Origin of the sequence: Myxococcus sp. AM010, assembly GCF_013372585.1 — a bacterium.
Classification (GTDB): domain Bacteria; phylum Myxococcota; class Myxococcia; order Myxococcales; family Myxococcaceae; genus Myxococcus; species Myxococcus vastator.
The window spans coordinates 21058-38267 of the sequence record NZ_JABXEO010000018.1 but is presented as its reverse complement, the minus strand read 5'-3'; the positions used below and the strand labels follow the sequence as shown (position 1 = coordinate 38267).

At 71.3% G+C, this 17210-nt stretch carries 15 protein-coding genes; 8 read left to right on the top strand and 7 right to left on the bottom strand.

Annotated features, from left to right (window positions below; translation table 11 throughout):
* Positions 1-64: 64 nt before the first annotated feature.
* The gene (gene mprA / locus HV826_RS11870) at positions 65-718 is read left to right on the top strand and encodes an MprA protease, GlyGly-CTERM protein-sorting domain-containing form (RefSeq protein WP_176417123.1); all 654 of its coding nucleotides are present in this window, start codon (positions 65-67) and stop codon (positions 716-718) included.
* A gap of 10 nt (positions 719-728) precedes the next feature.
* Here mprA and HV826_RS11865 read toward each other — a convergent pair whose 3' ends face one another.
* The gene (locus tag HV826_RS11865; protein ID WP_255217170.1) at positions 729-932 is read right to left on the bottom strand and encodes a hypothetical protein; all 204 of its coding nucleotides are present in this window, start codon (positions 930-932) and stop codon (positions 729-731) included.
* Between the two features lie 296 nt (positions 933-1228).
* Here HV826_RS11865 and HV826_RS11860 point away from each other — a divergent pair, with 296 nt between their 5' ends.
* From HV826_RS11860 to HV826_RS11840, 5 genes are all read left to right on the top strand, one after another.
* The gene (locus HV826_RS11860) at positions 1229-2824 is read left to right on the top strand and encodes an NAD(P)/FAD-dependent oxidoreductase (protein WP_176417121.1); all 1596 of its coding nucleotides are present in this window, start codon (positions 1229-1231) and stop codon (positions 2822-2824) included.
* Positions 2825-2846: 22 nt separating this feature from the next.
* A complete protein-coding gene (locus HV826_RS11855) occupies positions 2847-3215 on the top strand; it encodes a hypothetical protein (protein ID WP_176417120.1) in 369 nt (122 codons plus the stop codon).
* A 159-nt stretch (positions 3216-3374) separates the two neighbouring features.
* On the top strand, positions 3375-4514 hold the full coding sequence (locus HV826_RS11850) for a class I SAM-dependent methyltransferase (protein WP_176417119.1): 1140 nt from the start codon (positions 3375-3377) through the stop codon (positions 4512-4514).
* A gap of 47 nt (positions 4515-4561) precedes the next feature.
* Positions 4562-6016, top strand: a complete 1455-nt coding sequence (locus tag HV826_RS11845; protein ID WP_176417118.1) for an OB-fold nucleic acid binding domain-containing protein — start codon at positions 4562-4564, stop codon at positions 6014-6016.
* Positions 6017-6024: 8 nt separating this feature from the next.
* Complete coding sequence (locus tag HV826_RS11840; protein ID WP_176417117.1) at positions 6025-8007, top strand: HD domain-containing phosphohydrolase; 1983 nt, start codon at positions 6025-6027, stop codon at positions 8005-8007.
* Here the strand turns inward: HV826_RS11840 and HV826_RS11835 are convergent.
* Genes HV826_RS11835 through metG form a run of 3 tightly spaced genes read right to left on the bottom strand, consistent with a single transcriptional unit; the run spans position 7994 to position 11851 of the window.
* Positions 7994-8770 carry a TatD family hydrolase gene (locus HV826_RS11835; RefSeq protein ID WP_163779529.1) on the bottom strand — a complete coding sequence of 259 codons (777 nt, stop codon included), beginning with the start codon at positions 8768-8770 and terminating at the stop codon, positions 7994-7996. The genes HV826_RS11840 and HV826_RS11835 overlap by 14 nt on opposite strands.
* Positions 8767-9744 carry a HEAT repeat domain-containing protein gene (locus tag HV826_RS11830; protein WP_176417116.1) on the bottom strand — a complete coding sequence of 326 codons (978 nt, stop codon included), beginning with the start codon at positions 9742-9744 and terminating at the stop codon, positions 8767-8769. The genes HV826_RS11835 and HV826_RS11830 overlap by 4 nt, the downstream gene beginning before the upstream one ends.
* Position 9745: 1 nt before the next feature.
* The gene (metG, locus tag HV826_RS11825) at positions 9746-11851 is read right to left on the bottom strand and encodes a methionine--tRNA ligase (protein WP_176417115.1); all 2106 of its coding nucleotides are present in this window, start codon (positions 11849-11851) and stop codon (positions 9746-9748) included.
* 115 nt (positions 11852-11966) lie between these two features.
* On the opposite strand from metG, the gene HV826_RS11820 reads away from it, so the two are divergent.
* The gene (locus tag HV826_RS11820) at positions 11967-12758 is read left to right on the top strand and encodes an NRDE family protein (protein WP_176417114.1); all 792 of its coding nucleotides are present in this window, start codon (positions 11967-11969) and stop codon (positions 12756-12758) included.
* Here HV826_RS11820 and HV826_RS11815 read toward each other — a convergent pair.
* From HV826_RS11815 to holB, 3 genes are read right to left on the bottom strand one after another with little or no spacing between them, the layout of a single operon-like run.
* Positions 12736-13206 (bottom strand): hypothetical protein, encoded by a 471-nt coding sequence (locus tag HV826_RS11815; protein WP_176417113.1) that lies wholly within the window; start codon positions 13204-13206, stop codon positions 12736-12738. The two genes, HV826_RS11820 and HV826_RS11815, sit on opposite strands and share 23 nt — an antisense overlap.
* Positions 13207-13217: 11 nt before the next feature.
* A complete protein-coding gene (gene holA / locus HV826_RS11810) occupies positions 13218-14549 on the bottom strand; it encodes a DNA polymerase III subunit delta (protein WP_176417112.1) in 1332 nt (443 codons plus the stop codon).
* Positions 14546-15580, bottom strand: a complete 1035-nt coding sequence (holB, locus tag HV826_RS11805; protein WP_176417111.1) for a DNA polymerase III subunit delta' — start codon at positions 15578-15580, stop codon at positions 14546-14548. The genes holA and holB overlap by 4 nt, the downstream gene beginning before the upstream one ends.
* Between holB and HV826_RS11800 the strand changes: the two genes are divergently transcribed.
* Positions 15579-17156 carry a mechanosensitive ion channel family protein gene (locus HV826_RS11800; RefSeq protein ID WP_255217169.1) on the top strand — a complete coding sequence of 526 codons (1578 nt, stop codon included), beginning with the start codon at positions 15579-15581 and terminating at the stop codon, positions 17154-17156. The genes holB and HV826_RS11800 overlap by 2 nt on opposite strands.
* The last annotated feature ends 54 nt before the right edge of the window (positions 17157-17210 follow it).

Genomic DNA, 17210 nt, shown 5'->3' with positions numbered 1-17210 from the left:
CCCCTTCATGACGAAGGGGCAATCCGTCCCACGGGTGTTAGCCTCCCCCGCGCCTTCGCCATCGATGAACGCACCTGCCCGGCCACCCGCGTCCTTCCCTCCCCGTCACGGCTCGGGGCTGCTCGCCTCCTTCGGCCATGCGTGGGCGGGGCTCATCCACACCGTCATCTACCAGCGCAACATGCGCGTCCACCTCATCGCCGCCGTGCTGGTGGGGCTGGTGGGCAGCGGCATCGCGCTGGGGCTCGCGGAGAAGGTGACGCTCATCTTCTGCGTCCTGCTCATCTTCTTCGCCGAAATCCTCAACAGCGCGCTGGAGCACCTGGTGGACCTGGCCGTCCAGCAGTTCGACGAGAAGGCCCGGCTGGCCAAGGACGCCGCCGCCGCGGGCGTGCTGGTGCTCGCGCTGGGCACGGTGGTCATCTTCGCCGCCATCCTGGTGCACAACTGGGACACGGTGCGCACCAGCACCGACGCCATCGTCCGCCAGGTGGTGCTGGGGCTGCCGCTGACGGCCTGCGTCCTGGTGCTGGTGCTGCCGCGGCGCCGTCCCGCGTGGGTGGATGTGGCCGCCTTCACCGCGGGCGGCGTGCTGATGGCGCTCCAGGCCACGCAGACGGCCAGCAGCGTCTTCAGCGCCCTCACCGCGGGTCTGCTCTTTATCGCCGGCGCGGCTGCGTACCAGCGGAGGCGGGAGCAAGGGGCGCCCCGCGCCTGACGCTTCCAGCTCAGGCGTGCGGGCGGAGCTCCGGGGCATGCTCCTGCGCCGCCTGGACCGCCGTCGCCTTGTCGCCTTCCTTGATGTCCGTCGTCACCAGCTCGAGCAGCTCCGTGGCGATGCCAATCACCTGGTGCGGGGTGTAGCCGCTCGCGCGCAGCTGGTTGAAGAACGTGCGCGCCAGGATCCGGGTGCCCTTTTGATCGGTGCTCAAGGTCAGTGCCTCCATGAAGCGGCCGGGAAGGAGCCCCGCCTAATCACGATACGGCCCTGTTTCAACCCCCGTGCCAGCCAATCTCATCCACACGGATTCCTCAACATTTCCCAAGGGTTGAAGTAGACCAAGGCCCCGGAAGGCCCTGGAGGGCAGTGCGAACGCGGTTGCGCAGTTCTCGGCGGTACGGGGGATTGGCGAGGGGGGGTGCATCAGCGGGTTCGCACCCGGATTTCAAGGGCTTGCAATCTTTCAACGGGGCGGCGAGATACGCGCCCCACCAGGAGCGGATGGTCATGGCGTATCGGGTGAACAACATCGGGCTGTGGCTGGACGAGCCGGAGGAGCTGCTTGGTCAGCGCGCCGCGGAGAAGCTGGGCGTCACCCGCTCCGACCTCGCGTCCGTGCGGGTGGTGCGCTCCGTGCTGGACGCGCGGAAGAAGGGCAGCCCGCGCTACATCTACACGCTGGAGGTGGAGCTGGCCCGGGGCAAGCAGCCGGCGAAGCTGCCACCGGACGTGGGTGAGGCGCCGCCGCCTCCGGAGCCGCTGGCCCCGGTGAAGGCGCCGGAGCAGTGGCCCATCATCATCGGCACGGGCCCCGCGGGGCTCTTCGCCGCGCTGGGCCTGCTGGAGCGCGGCGTTCGCAGCATCCTGCTGGAGCGGGGCCGCGAGGTGGTGTCGCGCCGCAAGGACGTGGCGAAGCTCATGCGCGACGGGACGCTGGACCCCGAGAGCAACATGAACTTCGGCGAGGGCGGCGCGGGCGCGTACACGGACGGCAAGCTGTCCACGCGCATCAACCACCCCATGGTGCGCAAGGTCATCGAGGCCTTCGCCCGCTACGGCGCGCCGGACCACATCCTCATCGAGGGCAAGCCGCACATCGGCTCGGACCTGCTGCCCGGCGCGGTGGCGAAGCTGCGCGAGGAGCTCATCGCCGGCGGCTGCGAGGTCCACTTCAGCACGCGCGTGGACGACCTGCTCTACAAGGATGGCCACATCGCGGGCGTGAAGCTGTCCGACGGCCGCACGCTCGAGAGCAACCGCGTCATCCTGGCCCCCGGCAACTCCGCGCGCGAGCTGTACGAGCGCTTCGCCGCCGACGGCCAGGTGATGGTGGAGGCCAAGCCCTTCGCCCTGGGCTTCCGCGCCGAGCACCCGCAGGCGCTCATCAACGGCATCCAGTACGGCAACGCGGCCAAGAACCCGCGCCTGCCCCCGGCGGACTACAAGCTGGCGGAGAACCTGGAGGTGGACGGCGAGGTGCGCGGCGTCTACTCGTTCTGCATGTGCCCCGGCGGCATCGTGGTGCCCACGCCCACGCAGGACGGGCTCCAGTGCACCAACGGCATGAGCAACTCGCGGCGCAACGCGCGCTACGCCAACGCGGGCATCGTCGTGTCCGTGTCCGTGGCGGACTTCGAGCGCGAGGGCTTCCGCGGTCCGCTGGCGGGCCTGGAGTTCCAGCGCCACTGGGAGAGCAAGGCGCATGAGCTGGGCGGAGGCCGCTTCTACGCCCCGGCCCAGACGATTCCGGACTACCTGGCCGGGCGCGTGAAGAAGGCCCCGGGCGACACCAGCTACCGCCCGGGCCTGGCGCACACGGACCTCAACCAGCTCTTCCCGGAGCGGCTCACCGAGTCGCTGAAGCAGGCCCTGCGCACCTTCGAGCGGAAGATGCGCGGCTTCATCAGCGAGGAGGGCAAGCTCATCGGCATCGAGAGCCGCACGTCGTCGCCGGTGCGCATCACCCGCGGCGAAGACTTGCAGTCAGTGTCCATGAAGGGCCTCTACCCGGCGGGCGAGGGCTGTGGCTACGCGGGCGGCATCGTGTCGTCCGCCATTGATGGACTGCGCGTCGCTGAGCAGATTGCCACCGAGCTGTCCTGACGGACGGCCGGGAGGAGGGCGCATGGGATACGTCGTGCGGACGCCGGAGGGCGAGCTGGTCTACCCCAGCCTGCTGGAGGTGGAGCGGGCCTACGTCCAGGGGCTGGTGGACGCGGAGGACGACGTCCGGGAGGAGACCGCCACCACCTGGCGCAAGGCGGCGAGCATCCCCGTCCTGGCCCAGGCGAAGCCCGCGCGCTCGGGGGCCATGCAGCGGGGACAGGTGCTTCGCGTGGCGGCCGTGGTGCTGCTGAGCGCGCTGGCCCTGTCCCTGGTGTTCCGTGACGAGCTGCGGCTGCGCGGCATCGGCATCGTGCTGGCGCTGGTGGCCAGCACCCTGCTCTTCCAGGTCACCACCCAGGCCTTCAAGCGCGCGCCTGGCGGAGGCTGAAGCAACGGGGCGACGGCGCACGGGCCCGCCCGCCCGGCTGCCCCCCGACGTGGCGCTCCGGGACGGGCAGCCATCCACGGGCCAGCGCCCCATGTTCTCCCCTGGCAGCACGCCCCGGGGCGCCGGTGCCCTCGGGTCGCCGCGAGAGGAGAACCCATCGTGCTCAGCACCTTTTTGTCCCGCGACGCCGCCCGCCGACTGCGCCATGGCGCGCCGTGGTTGCGCCGGGAAGACATCGTCTCCATGGAAGGCACGCCGCAGCCCGGCGAGCCCGTGCAGCTTCGGGACGAGGACGGCTCGGTGCTGGGCCTGGGTGACGTGGATTTAGACGCGTCCTACGCGGTGCGCCGGCTCGGCCAGCCGGACGAGGTGGTGGAGGGGCTCATCCCTCGCCACCTCCGCCACGCCTTCGAGCGGCGGGGCCGGCTGGTGGACGACCCGCGCTTCTGCCGCGTCGTCAACGATGACGGAGACGGCCTGCCCGGCCTCATCGTGGACCGCTATGACACCCACTACGTGGTGCAGACGCTCACCCGCGCCATGGACGCGCGCCATGAGGAGCTGACGCGCGCGCTGGTGGAGGTGGCGGGCGCGGGCGCGGTGCTGCTGCGCAACGACACCCTTCGCCGAAAGGCGCTGGGGCTGCCCACGCAGCGCCCCCACGTCCTCTACGGCACCCCACCCCGCTGGTGCCGGCTGCTGGAGCTGGGGGCCCGCTTCACCGTGGACCTCACCTACGGCCAGGGCACGGGCTACGCGTATGACCAGCGCGAGGTCCGCCGCTTCGTGGCGCGCATGGCCCAGGGTGCGCGCGTGCTGGACGCGTGCTGCAACGTGGGTGGGCTCTTCGTCCACGCCGGCGTGCACGGCGCCCGGTACATCCTCGCCTTCGACGCCAACGCGGACGCCGCGGACCTGGCGCGGGAGAACGCGGAGGCCAACGGCCTGCTGGGCCGGGTGACGGTGGAGACGGGCAAGCCCCTCCAGGTCCTGCGTGCGGTGCGCGACACCTTCGACCTGGTCCTCCTGGACACACCGGCCGTGGCGACGGACGAGGAATTCGTGGAGTTGCTGCGTCACGCGCTTCGCAGGACGCGCCACGGTGGCTGGCTGATGGTCACCGGGTACCATCCACCCCTCCCCCAGGACGGCTTCGACGAGCTGGTGGCCACCGCCTGCGAGGGCGAGGCCCGCATCGCCACCCGCCTGGCCCGCCCAGGGCTGCCGCCGGACCACCCGACCCTGGCCGGCTCCCATGGGGCGGAGCACCTCCACGCGGTGGCGTTGGAAGTCAGCTGAAGCCGTCCCCCCGCGCGGCCGCTGGAGTGCTAGTGTCCGCCGCCGCAATGACCAACGAAAACGTGCCCGAGTCCGCGCCCCCCACCCAGGAAGGTTCCGTGGAGACCGTCCGCAAGGTGTATGCGGCCGACCTGCGGGAGAAGGACCGCGTCCATACCGTCTTCCGCGTCACCAAGAAGGAGAAGGTGACCGCCCGCAGTGGCAAGGTGTTCGTCGCCGCCACGCTCGTCGACAAGAGTGGCGAGGTGGACGCGCGCGTCTTCGACAACGTCGACGCGCTCGAGCCCGTCTTCCAGCCGGGTGACTTCGTGCTCGTCCAGGGCAACGTCATCCAGTTCCACGGCCGCTCCCAGATTGTCGTGGAGGCCGTGGAGCGCCTGGACCCCGAGCCCCTGGACCCCAAGGAGTTCGAGCCGCCCCCGGCCCCGCCCGCCGCCGAGGCGAAGCCCGCGCCGGAGGCCAAGGCCGCCCCGGAGGCCAAGCCTGAGAAGCCCGAGAAGGCCGACAAGGGCGAGGCCCGCGGCAACGAGGGCCCGGGTGGCGCGCGCGCCGCCGGCCTCATCCGGGAGATGGTCACCGAGCGCATCGGCGACACGTTCGTGAAGCAGCTGCTGCTGGCCTTCCTGGACGACCCGAAGATCGCGGCGGGCCTGCCGGTGGCCCAGGGCGCCCGGGGCACGCACCACGCGTGGCGCGGCGGACTGGCGGAGCACCTCCTGTCGGTGATGCGGCTGACGCTCCGCGTGGCGGACCAGTACCCCATGGTGGACCGCGACCTGCTGCTGGCCGGCGCGCTGCTGCAGCAGGTGATGAAGGCGGCGGACGCCGCCGAGTCCTCTGATGAGGCCCGGCTGGTGGGCAACCTCGTCCTGACGGCGCAGAAGCTGCGCGAGAAGGCGCTGGCCATCCCCGGCTTCCCGCCGCTGCTGGAGCAGCACCTCACGCACCTGGTCATCTCCCAGCACGGCGACGCGCAGCACGGCAGCCCGAAGTCGCCGGTGACGCTGGAGGCGCAGATCGTCCACTCGCTGGAGTCACTGGACGCGCGCATCGCCTCGTGGCTGGAGGCCATGCAGCGCGACTCGCACGACAAGTGGACGGACGTGGTGCGCCCCTACGAGCGCCAGCTGTGGAAGGGGCCCTCGCCCACCTCGCGGGGCCGCGCCCCGGTGGAGGGAGGGGGTGGCCGCCGCAAGGGCCGCGAGGAGAAACGCAAGGCCCGGGCGGAGAAGCCGCAGCAGCCGGGCACCCCGGCCGAGGGCGCCCCGAAGCAGGAGCAGGCCCAGCGCCCGCCGCGCAAGGAGCGCCCGCCCCGTGAGGAGCGCTCGCGTGAGGAGCGTCCGCCTCGCGAGGACCGCCCGCCCCGTCCGCCCCGCGAGGAGCGTCCGCCGCGTGACGCGAGCTCGCTGCCCAAGGAGCTGACCTTCAAGCCGTTCAGCGCGCTGACATCGGCACCGCCCGAGTCCGGAAACAAGGGCGGCGAGGGTTCTTCGGAGAGCTGAGGCAGCACATGGCGAAGAGGTTGGGAGAGCGCCTCATCGAGGCGGGACTCGTCAACGCCGGGGCCGTGGAACAGGCCCTGGAGCACCAGAAAATCACCGGCCACAAGGTCGGTGATTGCCTGGTGGAGCTGGGGCTGCTCCAGGAGGCGGCGCTGCTGCGCTTCCTGGCGGCGGAGTTCCAGACGCGCTTCGTCAGCGCGGACAAGCTGGCGAAGGCGCGCATCGCCACCGAGGTGCTGGACCGGCTCCCGGTGCGCCTCGCCGAGGCACAGAACGTGCTGCCGCTGGCGGTGGACCCGGAGCGCAAGCTGCTCTCCGTGGTCGCCGCCGAGCCGCAGAACAAGTCGCTGATGGACGAGATTGCCCTCGTCACGGGCATGTCGGAGGTCTACGCGTACGTGGGCCTGCGCAGCGCCATCTCCGCCGCCATCCGCAAGCACTACTACGGCGACCCCACCGCCTTCGCCGCGCTGCTGGAGGGCGCCAGCGCGCAGGGCCAGGCCCCGGCCGCGCCGTCCCGTACGGGCGCGCCGGAGCACGGGCGCACCAACGCGGGCAGCGGCACCGGGACAGGCGCGGGCCAACGGGGCGGACTCAGCCTCAGCTTCCGCGTGGAGACGGACGCGCGGATGCGGCTGCAGCGAGGCAGCAGCACCGGCACCCCCGCCGTCCGCCCGTCCACCCAGCGACGCGAGCCCGGCGGCCCGCGCGGCCTGGTCAGTGACAGCGACTACGTGGAGACGCTGGGCATCATGGTCGGCCTGCTGGAGCAGGACCGGCAGCGCCACCGTGGACACTCCGCGCAGTTGGCGCGGCAGGCCGGCATCGTGGGCCAGCGCATGGGCATGCCCCACAAGGAGCTGGCCGCGCTGTCCATCGCCGCGTACCTGCACGACTTGGGCAAGCCGGCGGAGCGGCACTTCTCGCTGGCGAGCAACGCCGTCAACCCGGAGTGGAAGGCGCAGGCGAAGCAGGCCTGCCGCGTCCCCACCCGCATGTTCGAGACGGTGCACCTGCCCGCGCAGACGAACACCATCCTCGCGCAGCTGTACGAAGCCTGGGACGGCTCTGGTACGCCCCAGGGCGCCAAGGGCGAGGACATCACCCTGGGCGCGCGCATCCTCGCCGCGGTGGACAGCTTCCTGGAGCTGACGAAGAACCCGGGCAACGCCCTGGGCCGCGTGCTGCCGAAGGAGCAGGCCCTGGAGCACCTGCGCAAGTACGCGGGCGTGCTCTATGACCCGGTGGTGGCGGACATCGTCATCCAGCTCCAGAGCGGTGAGCTGCTGCGCCACCGGCTGGCGAGCGAAGGCCGCCAGGTGCTCGTGGTGGAGCCGGACGAGACGGCGCGCGGCGAGCTGCTGGAGGCGGTGCTGAAGCAGGGGCTGGTGGCGCACGCGCTGTCCACCGTCGAGGGCGCGCAGGACGGACTGGCGCGGCAGGACTGCGACGTGCTGGTGGTGAGCCTGCGGTTGGGCCAGCAGGATGTCATGGACCTGCTGGAGCAGGCCCGCTCGGCGCCGGAGACGGCGGGGCTGCCCATCGCGGTGGTGGGCGAGCCCGACAATGCCACGAAGGAGCGCCTGCTCATGGCGGGCGCCACGGACGTGCTGTCGCCCGCGGACAAGCCCGCCATCGCGAAGACGGTGCAGGCCCTCTTCGACGACCGGGTGCAGCACAACGGCCCGGGGCGCGTGGTGCGTGGCAGCTTCGACGAGCTTCCCCCGCGCGAGCTGCTGCGCACGCTGGGCGGTGGCCACAAGAGCGGCCGGCTCAACCTGCGCCAGCACACGCTGGAGGGATACCTGCACCTGGAGCGAGGCCGCGTCGTCTTCGCGTCCTTCGGTGGCCACTCCGGAGAGCCCGCTCTGCAGGCCCTGCTGAAGCTGAAGCAGGCGGACTTCCAGTACGACCCGGACGCGTTGCTGCTGGACGTGCCGCAGATGGACCAGGACCTCGCGGCCCTGGCCGGCGGCCTCAACGCAGGTTGAGGTTGAAGAGGGCGGCGGCGTTGGCGGTGGTGACAGCGGCCACCTCCTCCAGCGTCACGCCCTTGAGCTCGGCGACCTTCTTCGCCGTCTCCACCACGTGCGAGGGCTGGTTCTTCCGCCCTCGGTGAGGCACCGGCGCCAGGTACGGGCTGTCCGTCTCCACCATCAGCCTGTCCAACGGCGCGAAGCGCACCGCGTCCTGGAGCGCCTCCGTCTTCTTGTAGGTGATGACGCCTGACAGCGACAGCAGGAAGCCCCGGTCCAGGTAGCGCCGGGCGGCGTCCGTGTCGCCGGTGAAGCAGTGGATGACGCCCTTCGCCACGCCCGTCTCGCCCAGAATCGCGTCGCAGTCGTCATGCGCGTCGCGCACGTGCACCACCAGCGGCTTGCCCAGCCGGAGCGCCAACGCGCACTGCCGCCGGAAGACCTCCGCCTGCGCCTCGCGCGGTGAGTGCTCGTAGTAGTAGTCCAGGCCCGCCTCTCCCACCGCCCGGACCTCGGGGCGCGCGCAGGTGCGCTCCAGCGTGGCCAGGTCCTCCTCGGTGGCCCGCGCCGCCTCGTGCGGGTGGATGCCCAGCGTGGGCGACAGGAACTCCGGGTGCGCCGCCGCCACCTCCAGCGCGTTGCCCCAGTTGCCCGGGCCGTGGAACTGGCCCACCACGACGGCGTGGACCAGCCCCGCCGCGCGCGCCGCGTCCAGCACGGCCATGACGTCCGGGTAGTCCTTCACCTCGAGGTGACAGTGGGCGTCGACGAATCTCATGGCTCCTCCTGCAACAGCGCTTCCAGTTCGGCGCGGGCCTCGGGTGAGGGAAAGCTACTCACCGCGTCGCGAACGGCCTTGCGCGCCTCCGGCCCGCCCAGGCGCCACAGGCCATCCGCGGCGTCCAGCCGGTTGTCCTCGGAGTCCTGCGTGTCCTGGAGCAACCCGACCAGCCAGGGCAGCGCCCGCGCATCTCCCAGCCGGCCCAGGCCCCGCGCGGCCGCGCCGCGGCAGGGGTCCTTCACGTCGTCCAGGACTTCCCTCAACCGCTCTAGCGCGCCGGGCACCTTCACCTCGCCGCACAGCTCCACGGCCAGGGCCCGGTCCGGGCTCCACCGCTTCTTCGCCATCCGCTGGAGGAGGTACGCCGCGCCGTCCGCGTCCCCTAGCTTCGCCAGCACCCCGGCGGCCTGCGTCTTGTCGAAGGCGGGCAGGAGCCACCGGCCGAACAGCTTCTTCACCTGGGGCAGCGCGCGCGCGTCCCCCAGCTCCGCCAGCGCGCCCAGGGCCCTGAAGCGCAGCAGGTCCGCGTCCAGCGCCTCCAGCAGCACCTCCAGGCCCGCGGCGTGCTGGAGGCTGGCGATGCCGCGCGCGGCCTCGAAGCGGACTTCGAAGGCGCCGTCCTCCAGCATGGAGGCCAGCGCCCCGCGCAGCTCCGGCCGGGCAAGGTCCGCCATCCGGCCGGTGGCCTCCAGGCGAATCTGCCACTCCTCGTCCCGAAGCCGAGCGATGAGCAGGTCCGGCAGCTCATCCAGAGGCACCACCACGGAGGCCAGGCTCACCCCCGCGCGGCGCACCTCCACCTGCTTGTCCGACAGCAGTCGGGGGAGCGCCTCGAGGAACTCGGCGGCGTGCTCGGGGACCTCCGACGCGAGGTGATAGAGCTGAAGCGCGGCCTCCGTCCTGAACGCCGGGCGCTTCTCGCGCTCCAGCGTCAGCAGGGCCCGGTCCCGGTCGGCACGCCAGTCCGTCACCTCACTTCACCTCACTGCCAGGGGCCACATCGCCCGGGTCGAGCAGCGACAGCTCCTTGCCGCCCGGCCCCGCCGTCAGGAGCATGCCGCGCGACTCGATGCCCTTGAGCTTGCGCGGCTTGAGGTTGGCCACCACCACCACGTTGCGCCCGGTGAGCGCCTCGGGAGCGAAGGCCTCCGCGATGCCGGAGACGATGGTGCGCGGGCTCCCTTCGCCCACGTCCACCGTGAGCTTGAGCAGCTTGTCCGCCTTCTGCACCTTCTCCGCGGCCAGCACCTTGCCCGCCTTCAGCACCACCTTGGCGAAGTCGTCGTACTCGATTTCACCCGAGGATTCGCCCGCCCCCGGAGCAGCCGGCGTCGCGGCGGGAGCCTCGGCGGCGGGCTTCTTCTCCGCCTTGGCGCCCTTGGCCGGCCTGGCCTCCGCGGCCTGCGGCGCTGGGGCGCCTTCCGGCAGCTTGATGATGGCGTTGACGCGCTCCTCCTCCAGCCGCGGCAGCAGCGGCTCGGGCGTGCCGATGGGACGGCTGCGCTCCAGCAGCGGGTACTTCGCGCCCTCCAGGGCCTGGAACGTCAGCGGCTCCGCGCCGAGCTGGGCGAAGAGCTTCTCCGACAGGCGCGGCGTCACCGGGGCGAGCAGCGCGCCCAGGAGGTAGGCCACGTCCGCGGCGTCGGACAGGTCCGCGCGAGCGACCTCCGCGTCCTTCTTCACCTGGGCCCACGGCGCGGCCGTCTGGAGAAAGCCGTTCGCGGCCGAGGCAATCTCGGTGATGACGCGGATGGCGGACCGGTACTCAAGCTTCTCGAACGCGTCGCGGACCTCCGGCACGCGGGCGAGCGCGGCCTCCACCAGGGCGCGGCCCGGGCCCTCGGCGCGGCCGGGCGCCAGGCGCTTCTCCAGCGGACCGGCCAGCAGCGACAGGGCGCGGTTGGCCAGGTTGCCCACGTTGTTGACCAGCTCGCCGTTCACGCGCTGGCGGAAGTCCTTGAGGTTGAGGTCCAGGTCCTCCACGCCCGGGCCCAGGTTGGCCGCGTAGAAGTAGCGCAGGTAGCTGGGGTCCAGCTGGTCCAGGTAGTCGCGCACCGGCACCATGGTGCCGCGGCTCTTCGACATCTTCTCGCCGTTCACCGTGAGGTGACCGTGGACCTTGATTTCGCTGGGGCCGTGGAAGCCCGCGACGTTGAGCACGGCCGGCCAGAACAGCGCGTGGAAGTAGACGATGTCCTTGCCGATGAAGTGGATGATGCGGGTGTCGGCGTCCGCGCTCCAGTAGTCCAGCGCGCTCTTCGCCTTGCCCGTCTCCTTCGCCCACTTCTCCGTCGTGGCGATGTAGCCAATGGGCGCGTCCAGCCAGACGTAGAAGTACTTGTCCGTCTCACCCGGAATCGCGAAGCCGAAGTACGGCCCGTCGCGGCTGATGTCCCAGTCCGCCAGGCCCTTCTCGAAGAAGCCCTGGAGCTGGGTGGCCAGGCCCGGGTGGAGGAAGCCCGGCTTGCGCAGCACGTCCTGGAGGAAGTCCGCGTGTCGCGACAGCTTGAAGAACAGGTGTTCGGAGTGCTTGCGGACCGGGGGCGTGCCACACAGGGCGCAGCGCGCGTCGATGAGGTCCGTGGGGGCGTAGGCCTTGCCGCACTTCTCGCAGGCGTCGCCGTACTGGTCGGCCGCCTTGCAGTTGGGGCAGGTGCCCTTGATGAAGCGGTCCGGCAGGAAGCGGCCGTCTTTCTCGCAGTAGGTCTGCTCGATGTCCCGGCGCTCGATGTCGCCCTGCGCCTTCAGCCGCCCGTAGATGAGCTCCGCGTACTGGCGGTTCTCCGGCGAGTTGGTGGAGTGGAAGCAGTCGAACCGGATGTCGAGGTCGCGGAAGTCCCGCTGGTGCTCCTCGTGGAAGCGGGCGATGAACTCCTCGGGCTTGAGGCCCTGCTTCGCCGCGTTCAGCTCGATGGGCGTGCCGTGGGTGTCATCGGCACAGAAGTAGACGACGTCCCTGCCGCACGAGCGGAGGAAACGCACGTAGATGTCGGTCTGCACGTACTCGACGGCGTGGCCGATGTGGACCGGGCCGTTCGCGTAGGGCAGCGCGCTGGTGACGAGGATTCTCTCCGCCATGGACTCTCCTGAGGGCGGCGGACCTTAGCCGCTCGGATGGCCGAGGTCATCGACGGCGTGAGGGCCGCGGGCTCGAATGCGCCGCGGCGCCGGGGATGTTATCGACCGGATACGCATGTGCACCATCATCATCCTGCGCCACGTCCACCCCGAATGGCCGCTGGTGCTCGCGGCCAACCGGGACGAGTTCTACGGCCGCCCCGCTACTGGCCCCCAGGTGCTCCTGGAGTCCCCGCTCGCCGTGGGCGGCCGGGACGAGGAGCGCGGCGGGACGTGGATGGGTGTAACGCACGCCGGGCTCTTCGTCGGCCTGACGAACCAGCGGGGCGAGCGAGGCCAGGGGCCGGCCCCTCGCTCGCGGGGCGAGGTGGTGCTGCGCGCCCTCCAGGCGGGCAGCGTGGACGCCGTGGACCGCTACCTGGAGACCCTGCCCGGCGACGAGTTCATGCCCTTCAACCTCCTCTATGGGGACGCCCAGCGGCTGCGCGTGGCGTACGCCCGGAGGACGGACCGGAAGCTGCGGCGGGAGGACGTCCCCCCGGGGGTGCATGTCCTGCCCAATGACGTGCTGAACGCCCCGGAGCTGCCCAAGGTGGAGCGGGCGCGGCTGCTGACGACCGAGGTGGCGAAGAAGCCCTGGCCGGAGCTGGAGGCGGGCTTGAAGGCGGTGCTGTCCGACCCGACCCTCCCCGCCGAGGAGCTGATTCCGCCCCCGAGCGCGGGCGAGGACCTGCCCCGCGACTTCCTGCAACGGCTCCAGGCGCTCTGCATCCACACGCCGCTGTACGGCACGCGCTCGTCGGCCGTGGTGGCGCTGGCGCCGGGGCGCGTCGGGCACTACCTCGCCTCGGACACGCCGCCCTGCCAGGGGCCGTGGAAGGACGTCACGGGGCTGCTGTCGGCGTAACCGGGCCGTGCTCACCCACGATGACGCGGGCCCGCCCATCCATGGAGAGCTTCACCTCCTCCACGGTGGTGAAGCCGGACTCGCGAGCCAGCTCGGCCAGGTGCCGCATCCACGGGTTGTAGGGCATGCCGTTGTCGGAGCAGCACGGCACCACGGCGAAGGGCAGCCGGTGCGCCGCCGCGTACTGGATGATGATGCGGGTGGCGCCGTCCGGGTGCATGCCCACCACCAGCTCCGCCTCGCACGGCTCCTCCAGCGTGAAGATGCGCTGGGCGTAGGTGACGGGCAGATGCTTGTGCCGCAGGTCGAACGTGGTGACGGCGCGGCCCCGCTTCGTCAGCGCCTCGTTGAGCTTCCCCTGCCCGCCCGCCACGTCGAAGACGCGCGGCGCGTGGAAGCGCTCCACCAGGAAGTCCGCGAAGAGGTCGAAACGACGCTTGTCCGCCATGTGCGCCTCCTCTAACCCGCGCCGTGCTGGCGCACACACACGGTGGCCAGCAGCCGCTCGATGACCAGCCGGCCGTTCGCCGACGACTTCAGCGCCAGGTCCGCCTCGGCGCAGGCCACCAGCGCGCCCAAGAGCTCCCGCCGCTCATAACCCGCCGCGGCCTTCATGCTGAACGTGAGCGCCCACGCGTTGGGCAGCTTCCGCTTGCTGCCCTTCAGCTCCGCTTCCAACCGGGGGAAGACGCGCGCCTCCACGTCCTTCGCGGTGCGGGGCGGATTGCCCCCCGCGTAGCGCCACAGCCACTCATGGCTCTCCAGCAGCCCTCGGACGATGGAGGCCACCGCGCCCAGGAGCTGCAACGCGTGCGTCCCCTGCCCCATGGCGTCATTCGCGTAGGACAGCGCTCCACCGAAGTCGCGCTTCTGGAGCGCCTCGGACAGCTCGAAGAACTCCTCCTCGCGCGCGTGGTGGACCAGCGCGGCCACGTCCGCCCGCTCAATCGCGGGCCCCTCCGAGTACGTGGCCAGCTTCTCCAGCTCCGACTGGAGCAGGCGGATGTTCCCGCCGATGCGCTCCTTGAGTTCCTCCAGCGCGCCGGGCCCCAGCTTCTTCTTGAAGGGCGTCAGGAACTCCTTGGCGATGCCGGTCAGGTCCAGGTCCTTGTGGCGCGCCGCCACCTTCCGCTCGACGACGAAGCCCTTGTCGTGGGCCAGCTTCACCAGCGGATTCTTGGCGTCCACGTCGGACGCGGCCAGCACCAGCGCATGGCCCGCCGGCACGCCCTTCTGGATGAGGTCCAGCAGCACCGTGGCGTCCCCCTCCGGCGCGGAGATGCGCTCCTCGCGGCAGAAGGCGGCCGCCTCCTTGAGGAAGGCCACGTCCGCGTCGGCCAGCTCCACGTTGAGCTCGTCCTTCCACTGCTCCACGGACGGCGCCCCGGGAGTGCCCGGGTCCAGTTGCTCCACGCCCCAGCCCGCGCGGGCCGCCAGCGCCAGCAGCCGCCGCGCGCCTTCCTTCCGCTTGCCCGCCTTCCACGCCTCGCGCGCCTTGCCCAGCGCGTCCCCTCGCCCCTTCTTCGGCGCCAGGAACTCCGGGTCTCTGACGAGCACCACCTTGCGGCCGGGAAACAGCGGCAGCGTGGCCAGCTCATGCGCCACCTCCCGCGGGCTGCCCGCGTCCAGCACGGCCAGGTTGAGGCCCATGGCCGCGTCGGGGACCAGCAGCTTCACCAGCTCGTCGGCGCCCTTTCGGACGAGGAACTCCTCGCCCACCAGCAGGTACACCGGGGCGACCTTGCCCCCCTTCACGCTGGCCAGCACGTCATCCAAATCACTGGCGCTCATCGCGACGTCTCCGTGAACAGGTCGATGAGCATCCGCTCCATCTGGAGCCGGGGCGCGCCGTTCCGGGCAATGCCCGCGCGCGCCGCCTCCATCAACGAATGCCGGCGGTGCAGGAGGATGTCAGACGTGCGGCCGGCGACCTGCCGGGCCAGCTCCACCAGGTCGCGGTTGGCCAGCCCCGACTCCAGGCCCGCCTTCACCAGCGCCACGTCGCGCGTCCACAGCGCCAGCAGCTCCAGGGTGCTCTCCGCCTCCTCGCGCGAGCCGCCATGGGCCTCCGCGAAGCGCAGCAGGCCGACGGCGTCCTCGCCGCGCAGGGTCTCGAAGGCGGTGACGATGTCCTTGCGCCGCGACAGCGCCGCCACGTCCAGCGCCATGGCCCGGCCCAGGCTGCCGCCCGCCATGACGGCCGCGAGCTTGGCCGTCTCCGCGTCCAGCTTCCGCGCCTCGGCCACGCGCTGGGCCACCAGGTCCACCGGCAGCGGGCCGAAGTGCACCTTGCCGCACCGGCTGCGGATGGTGGGCAGCAGCCGGTCCATGGCGCTGGCCACCAGGATGAGGGTGGTGTCCGAGGGCGGCTCCTCCAGCGTCTTGAGGAACGCGTTCTGCGCCTGCACGTTCATCGTCTGGGCGGAGACGATGAGCGCCACCTTGCGGCGCGACTCCAGGCCACGCAGGGCGATGCGCTCCTGGAGCTGGCGCACCTGCTCCACGCGCAGCTCCCGGCTGGGCGTCCCGGTGAAGTCGGACCGGCCCGCCAGCCCTCGGGACACCCGCTCATCGTCCGGCATCACCCAGGTGACGTCCGGGTGGAGGCCCCGCGCCACCCGCTGGCAGCTCTCACAGGCGCCGCAGCCCACGTCTGGCTGCTCGGGGCACGTGAGGGCCTGGGCCAGCCCGACGGCCGCCAGCTCCTTGCCCACCCCCTCCGGCCCGGCGAAGAGGTACGCGTGGTGGACCGCGCCGCTGCGCAAGGCCGCCTGGAGGGCGTCCACCGCGCGAGGCTGTCCCAGTACCGTTGCGAGCGTCATGGCGCGTGTATCCCCGCTCGCGCGGCACGCGTCAACGGCCGCCTTGACCCCCGTGGAGATGGCGGGAGACATTCCACCCGCCTTGCTGCCCTTCCTTCAGAGCAACCTGTCCCTGGCCGTGGGTGCGCTGCTCGTCGTCGTGCTGATGGGGGTGCGCGCCGCCTCCCATGACGCCGACCTGCGGCAGGACTTGAAGAGCGCCGTCCGGCTCCTCATCGCGTTCATCGTGCTCCGGCTGGCCACGTGGGCCCTGCCCGCGACGGCGCCGGAGGGAATGAAGAAGGCGCTCCAGGTCGGCTGGATGCTGATGTTCACCTTTGGTGGCATCCGCGCCAGCGTGGCCCTGGCGCTGAAGCTGATCCGGCTGCGCGCGCCAGCGGTGGGCACGCCGAAAATCCTGCGCAACGTCATCGACTTCACGCTGTACCCACTGGCGGTGCTGCCGCTGCTGCGCACCGAGTTCAACGTGGACCTGGCGGGCCTGGTGGCCACGTCCGCGGTGCTGTCGGTGGTCATCGGTCTGGCGCTCCAGGAGACGCTGGGCAACCTCTTCGCGGGCCTGTCCCTGCAGTTGGACCGCCCCTTCGAGGTCGGCCACTTCATCCGAATTGGCACGCACGCCGGGCGCGTGGTCTTCATCGGCTGGCGCTCCATCCGCCTGTCCAACTTCCGCCGCGAGGTCATCACGCTGCCCAACAGCATGGTGGCCAAGGAGCTGGTCCTCAACTTCACCCAGGACCTGGACCCCGTCGGCATCGACGTGGAGTTCCGCCTGTCACGGGACGCCCCGCCCAACCAGGTCAAGCACGCGCTGCTGGAGACGATGCGGGAGACGCCCCTCATCCTCCCGGAGCCGCCCCCCATCACGCGGACGCTGGGCTACGAGGACTCCGCCATTCGCTACATGGTGCGCTTCTTCATCGCCGAGTACGGTCAGTCCGACGCGGTGAAGGAGGACCTCCACTCCCGCCTGTGGTACCGGCTGCGCCGGGAGAACATCGAGATTCCCTACGCCCAGCGCACCGTCCACGTGCGGCAGGAGTCGGCGCGCACGGAGCTGTCCGAGGACACCATCCGCGGCCTCCTGGGCGCGGTGGACCTCTTCCAGACGCTGGACACGGAGGAGCTGGACCGGCTGCGCCAGGAGTCGCTGGTGCGCCGCTTCGGTGCCGGCGAGCGCATCATCCAGGAGGGCGACGAGGGCCGGACCTTCTACGTGCTCGCCTCCGGCGAGGTGAGCGTGCGCACGGGGAAGTCCCAGTCGGAAGTCACGCGCCTGGGCCGAGGCAGCTACTTTGGAGAGATGTGCCTGCTGACGGGAGAGCGGCGGTCGGCCACGGTGGTGGCGGTGGAGGACTCGTTGCTCCTCGAAATAGACCGGCCCACCTTCGCCCGCCTCTTCGAGGAGTCCCCCGGACTGGCCCGGCAGCTCTCCTCCATGCTCGCCCAGCGGCGGACCCAGCTTCGGGCCGTGGCCGAAGCGCGAGGAGCGAGCCACGACGCCATCCCCGCCGAGGTCGGCCGTATACTCGGGCGGCTGCGCCAGATATTCGGGCTCAACGCCACACACGAGTAGGCTGGACGCAGCGGGGGGATGCCGTGACAGAGCTCGGTGATCCGGTTCCAAAGC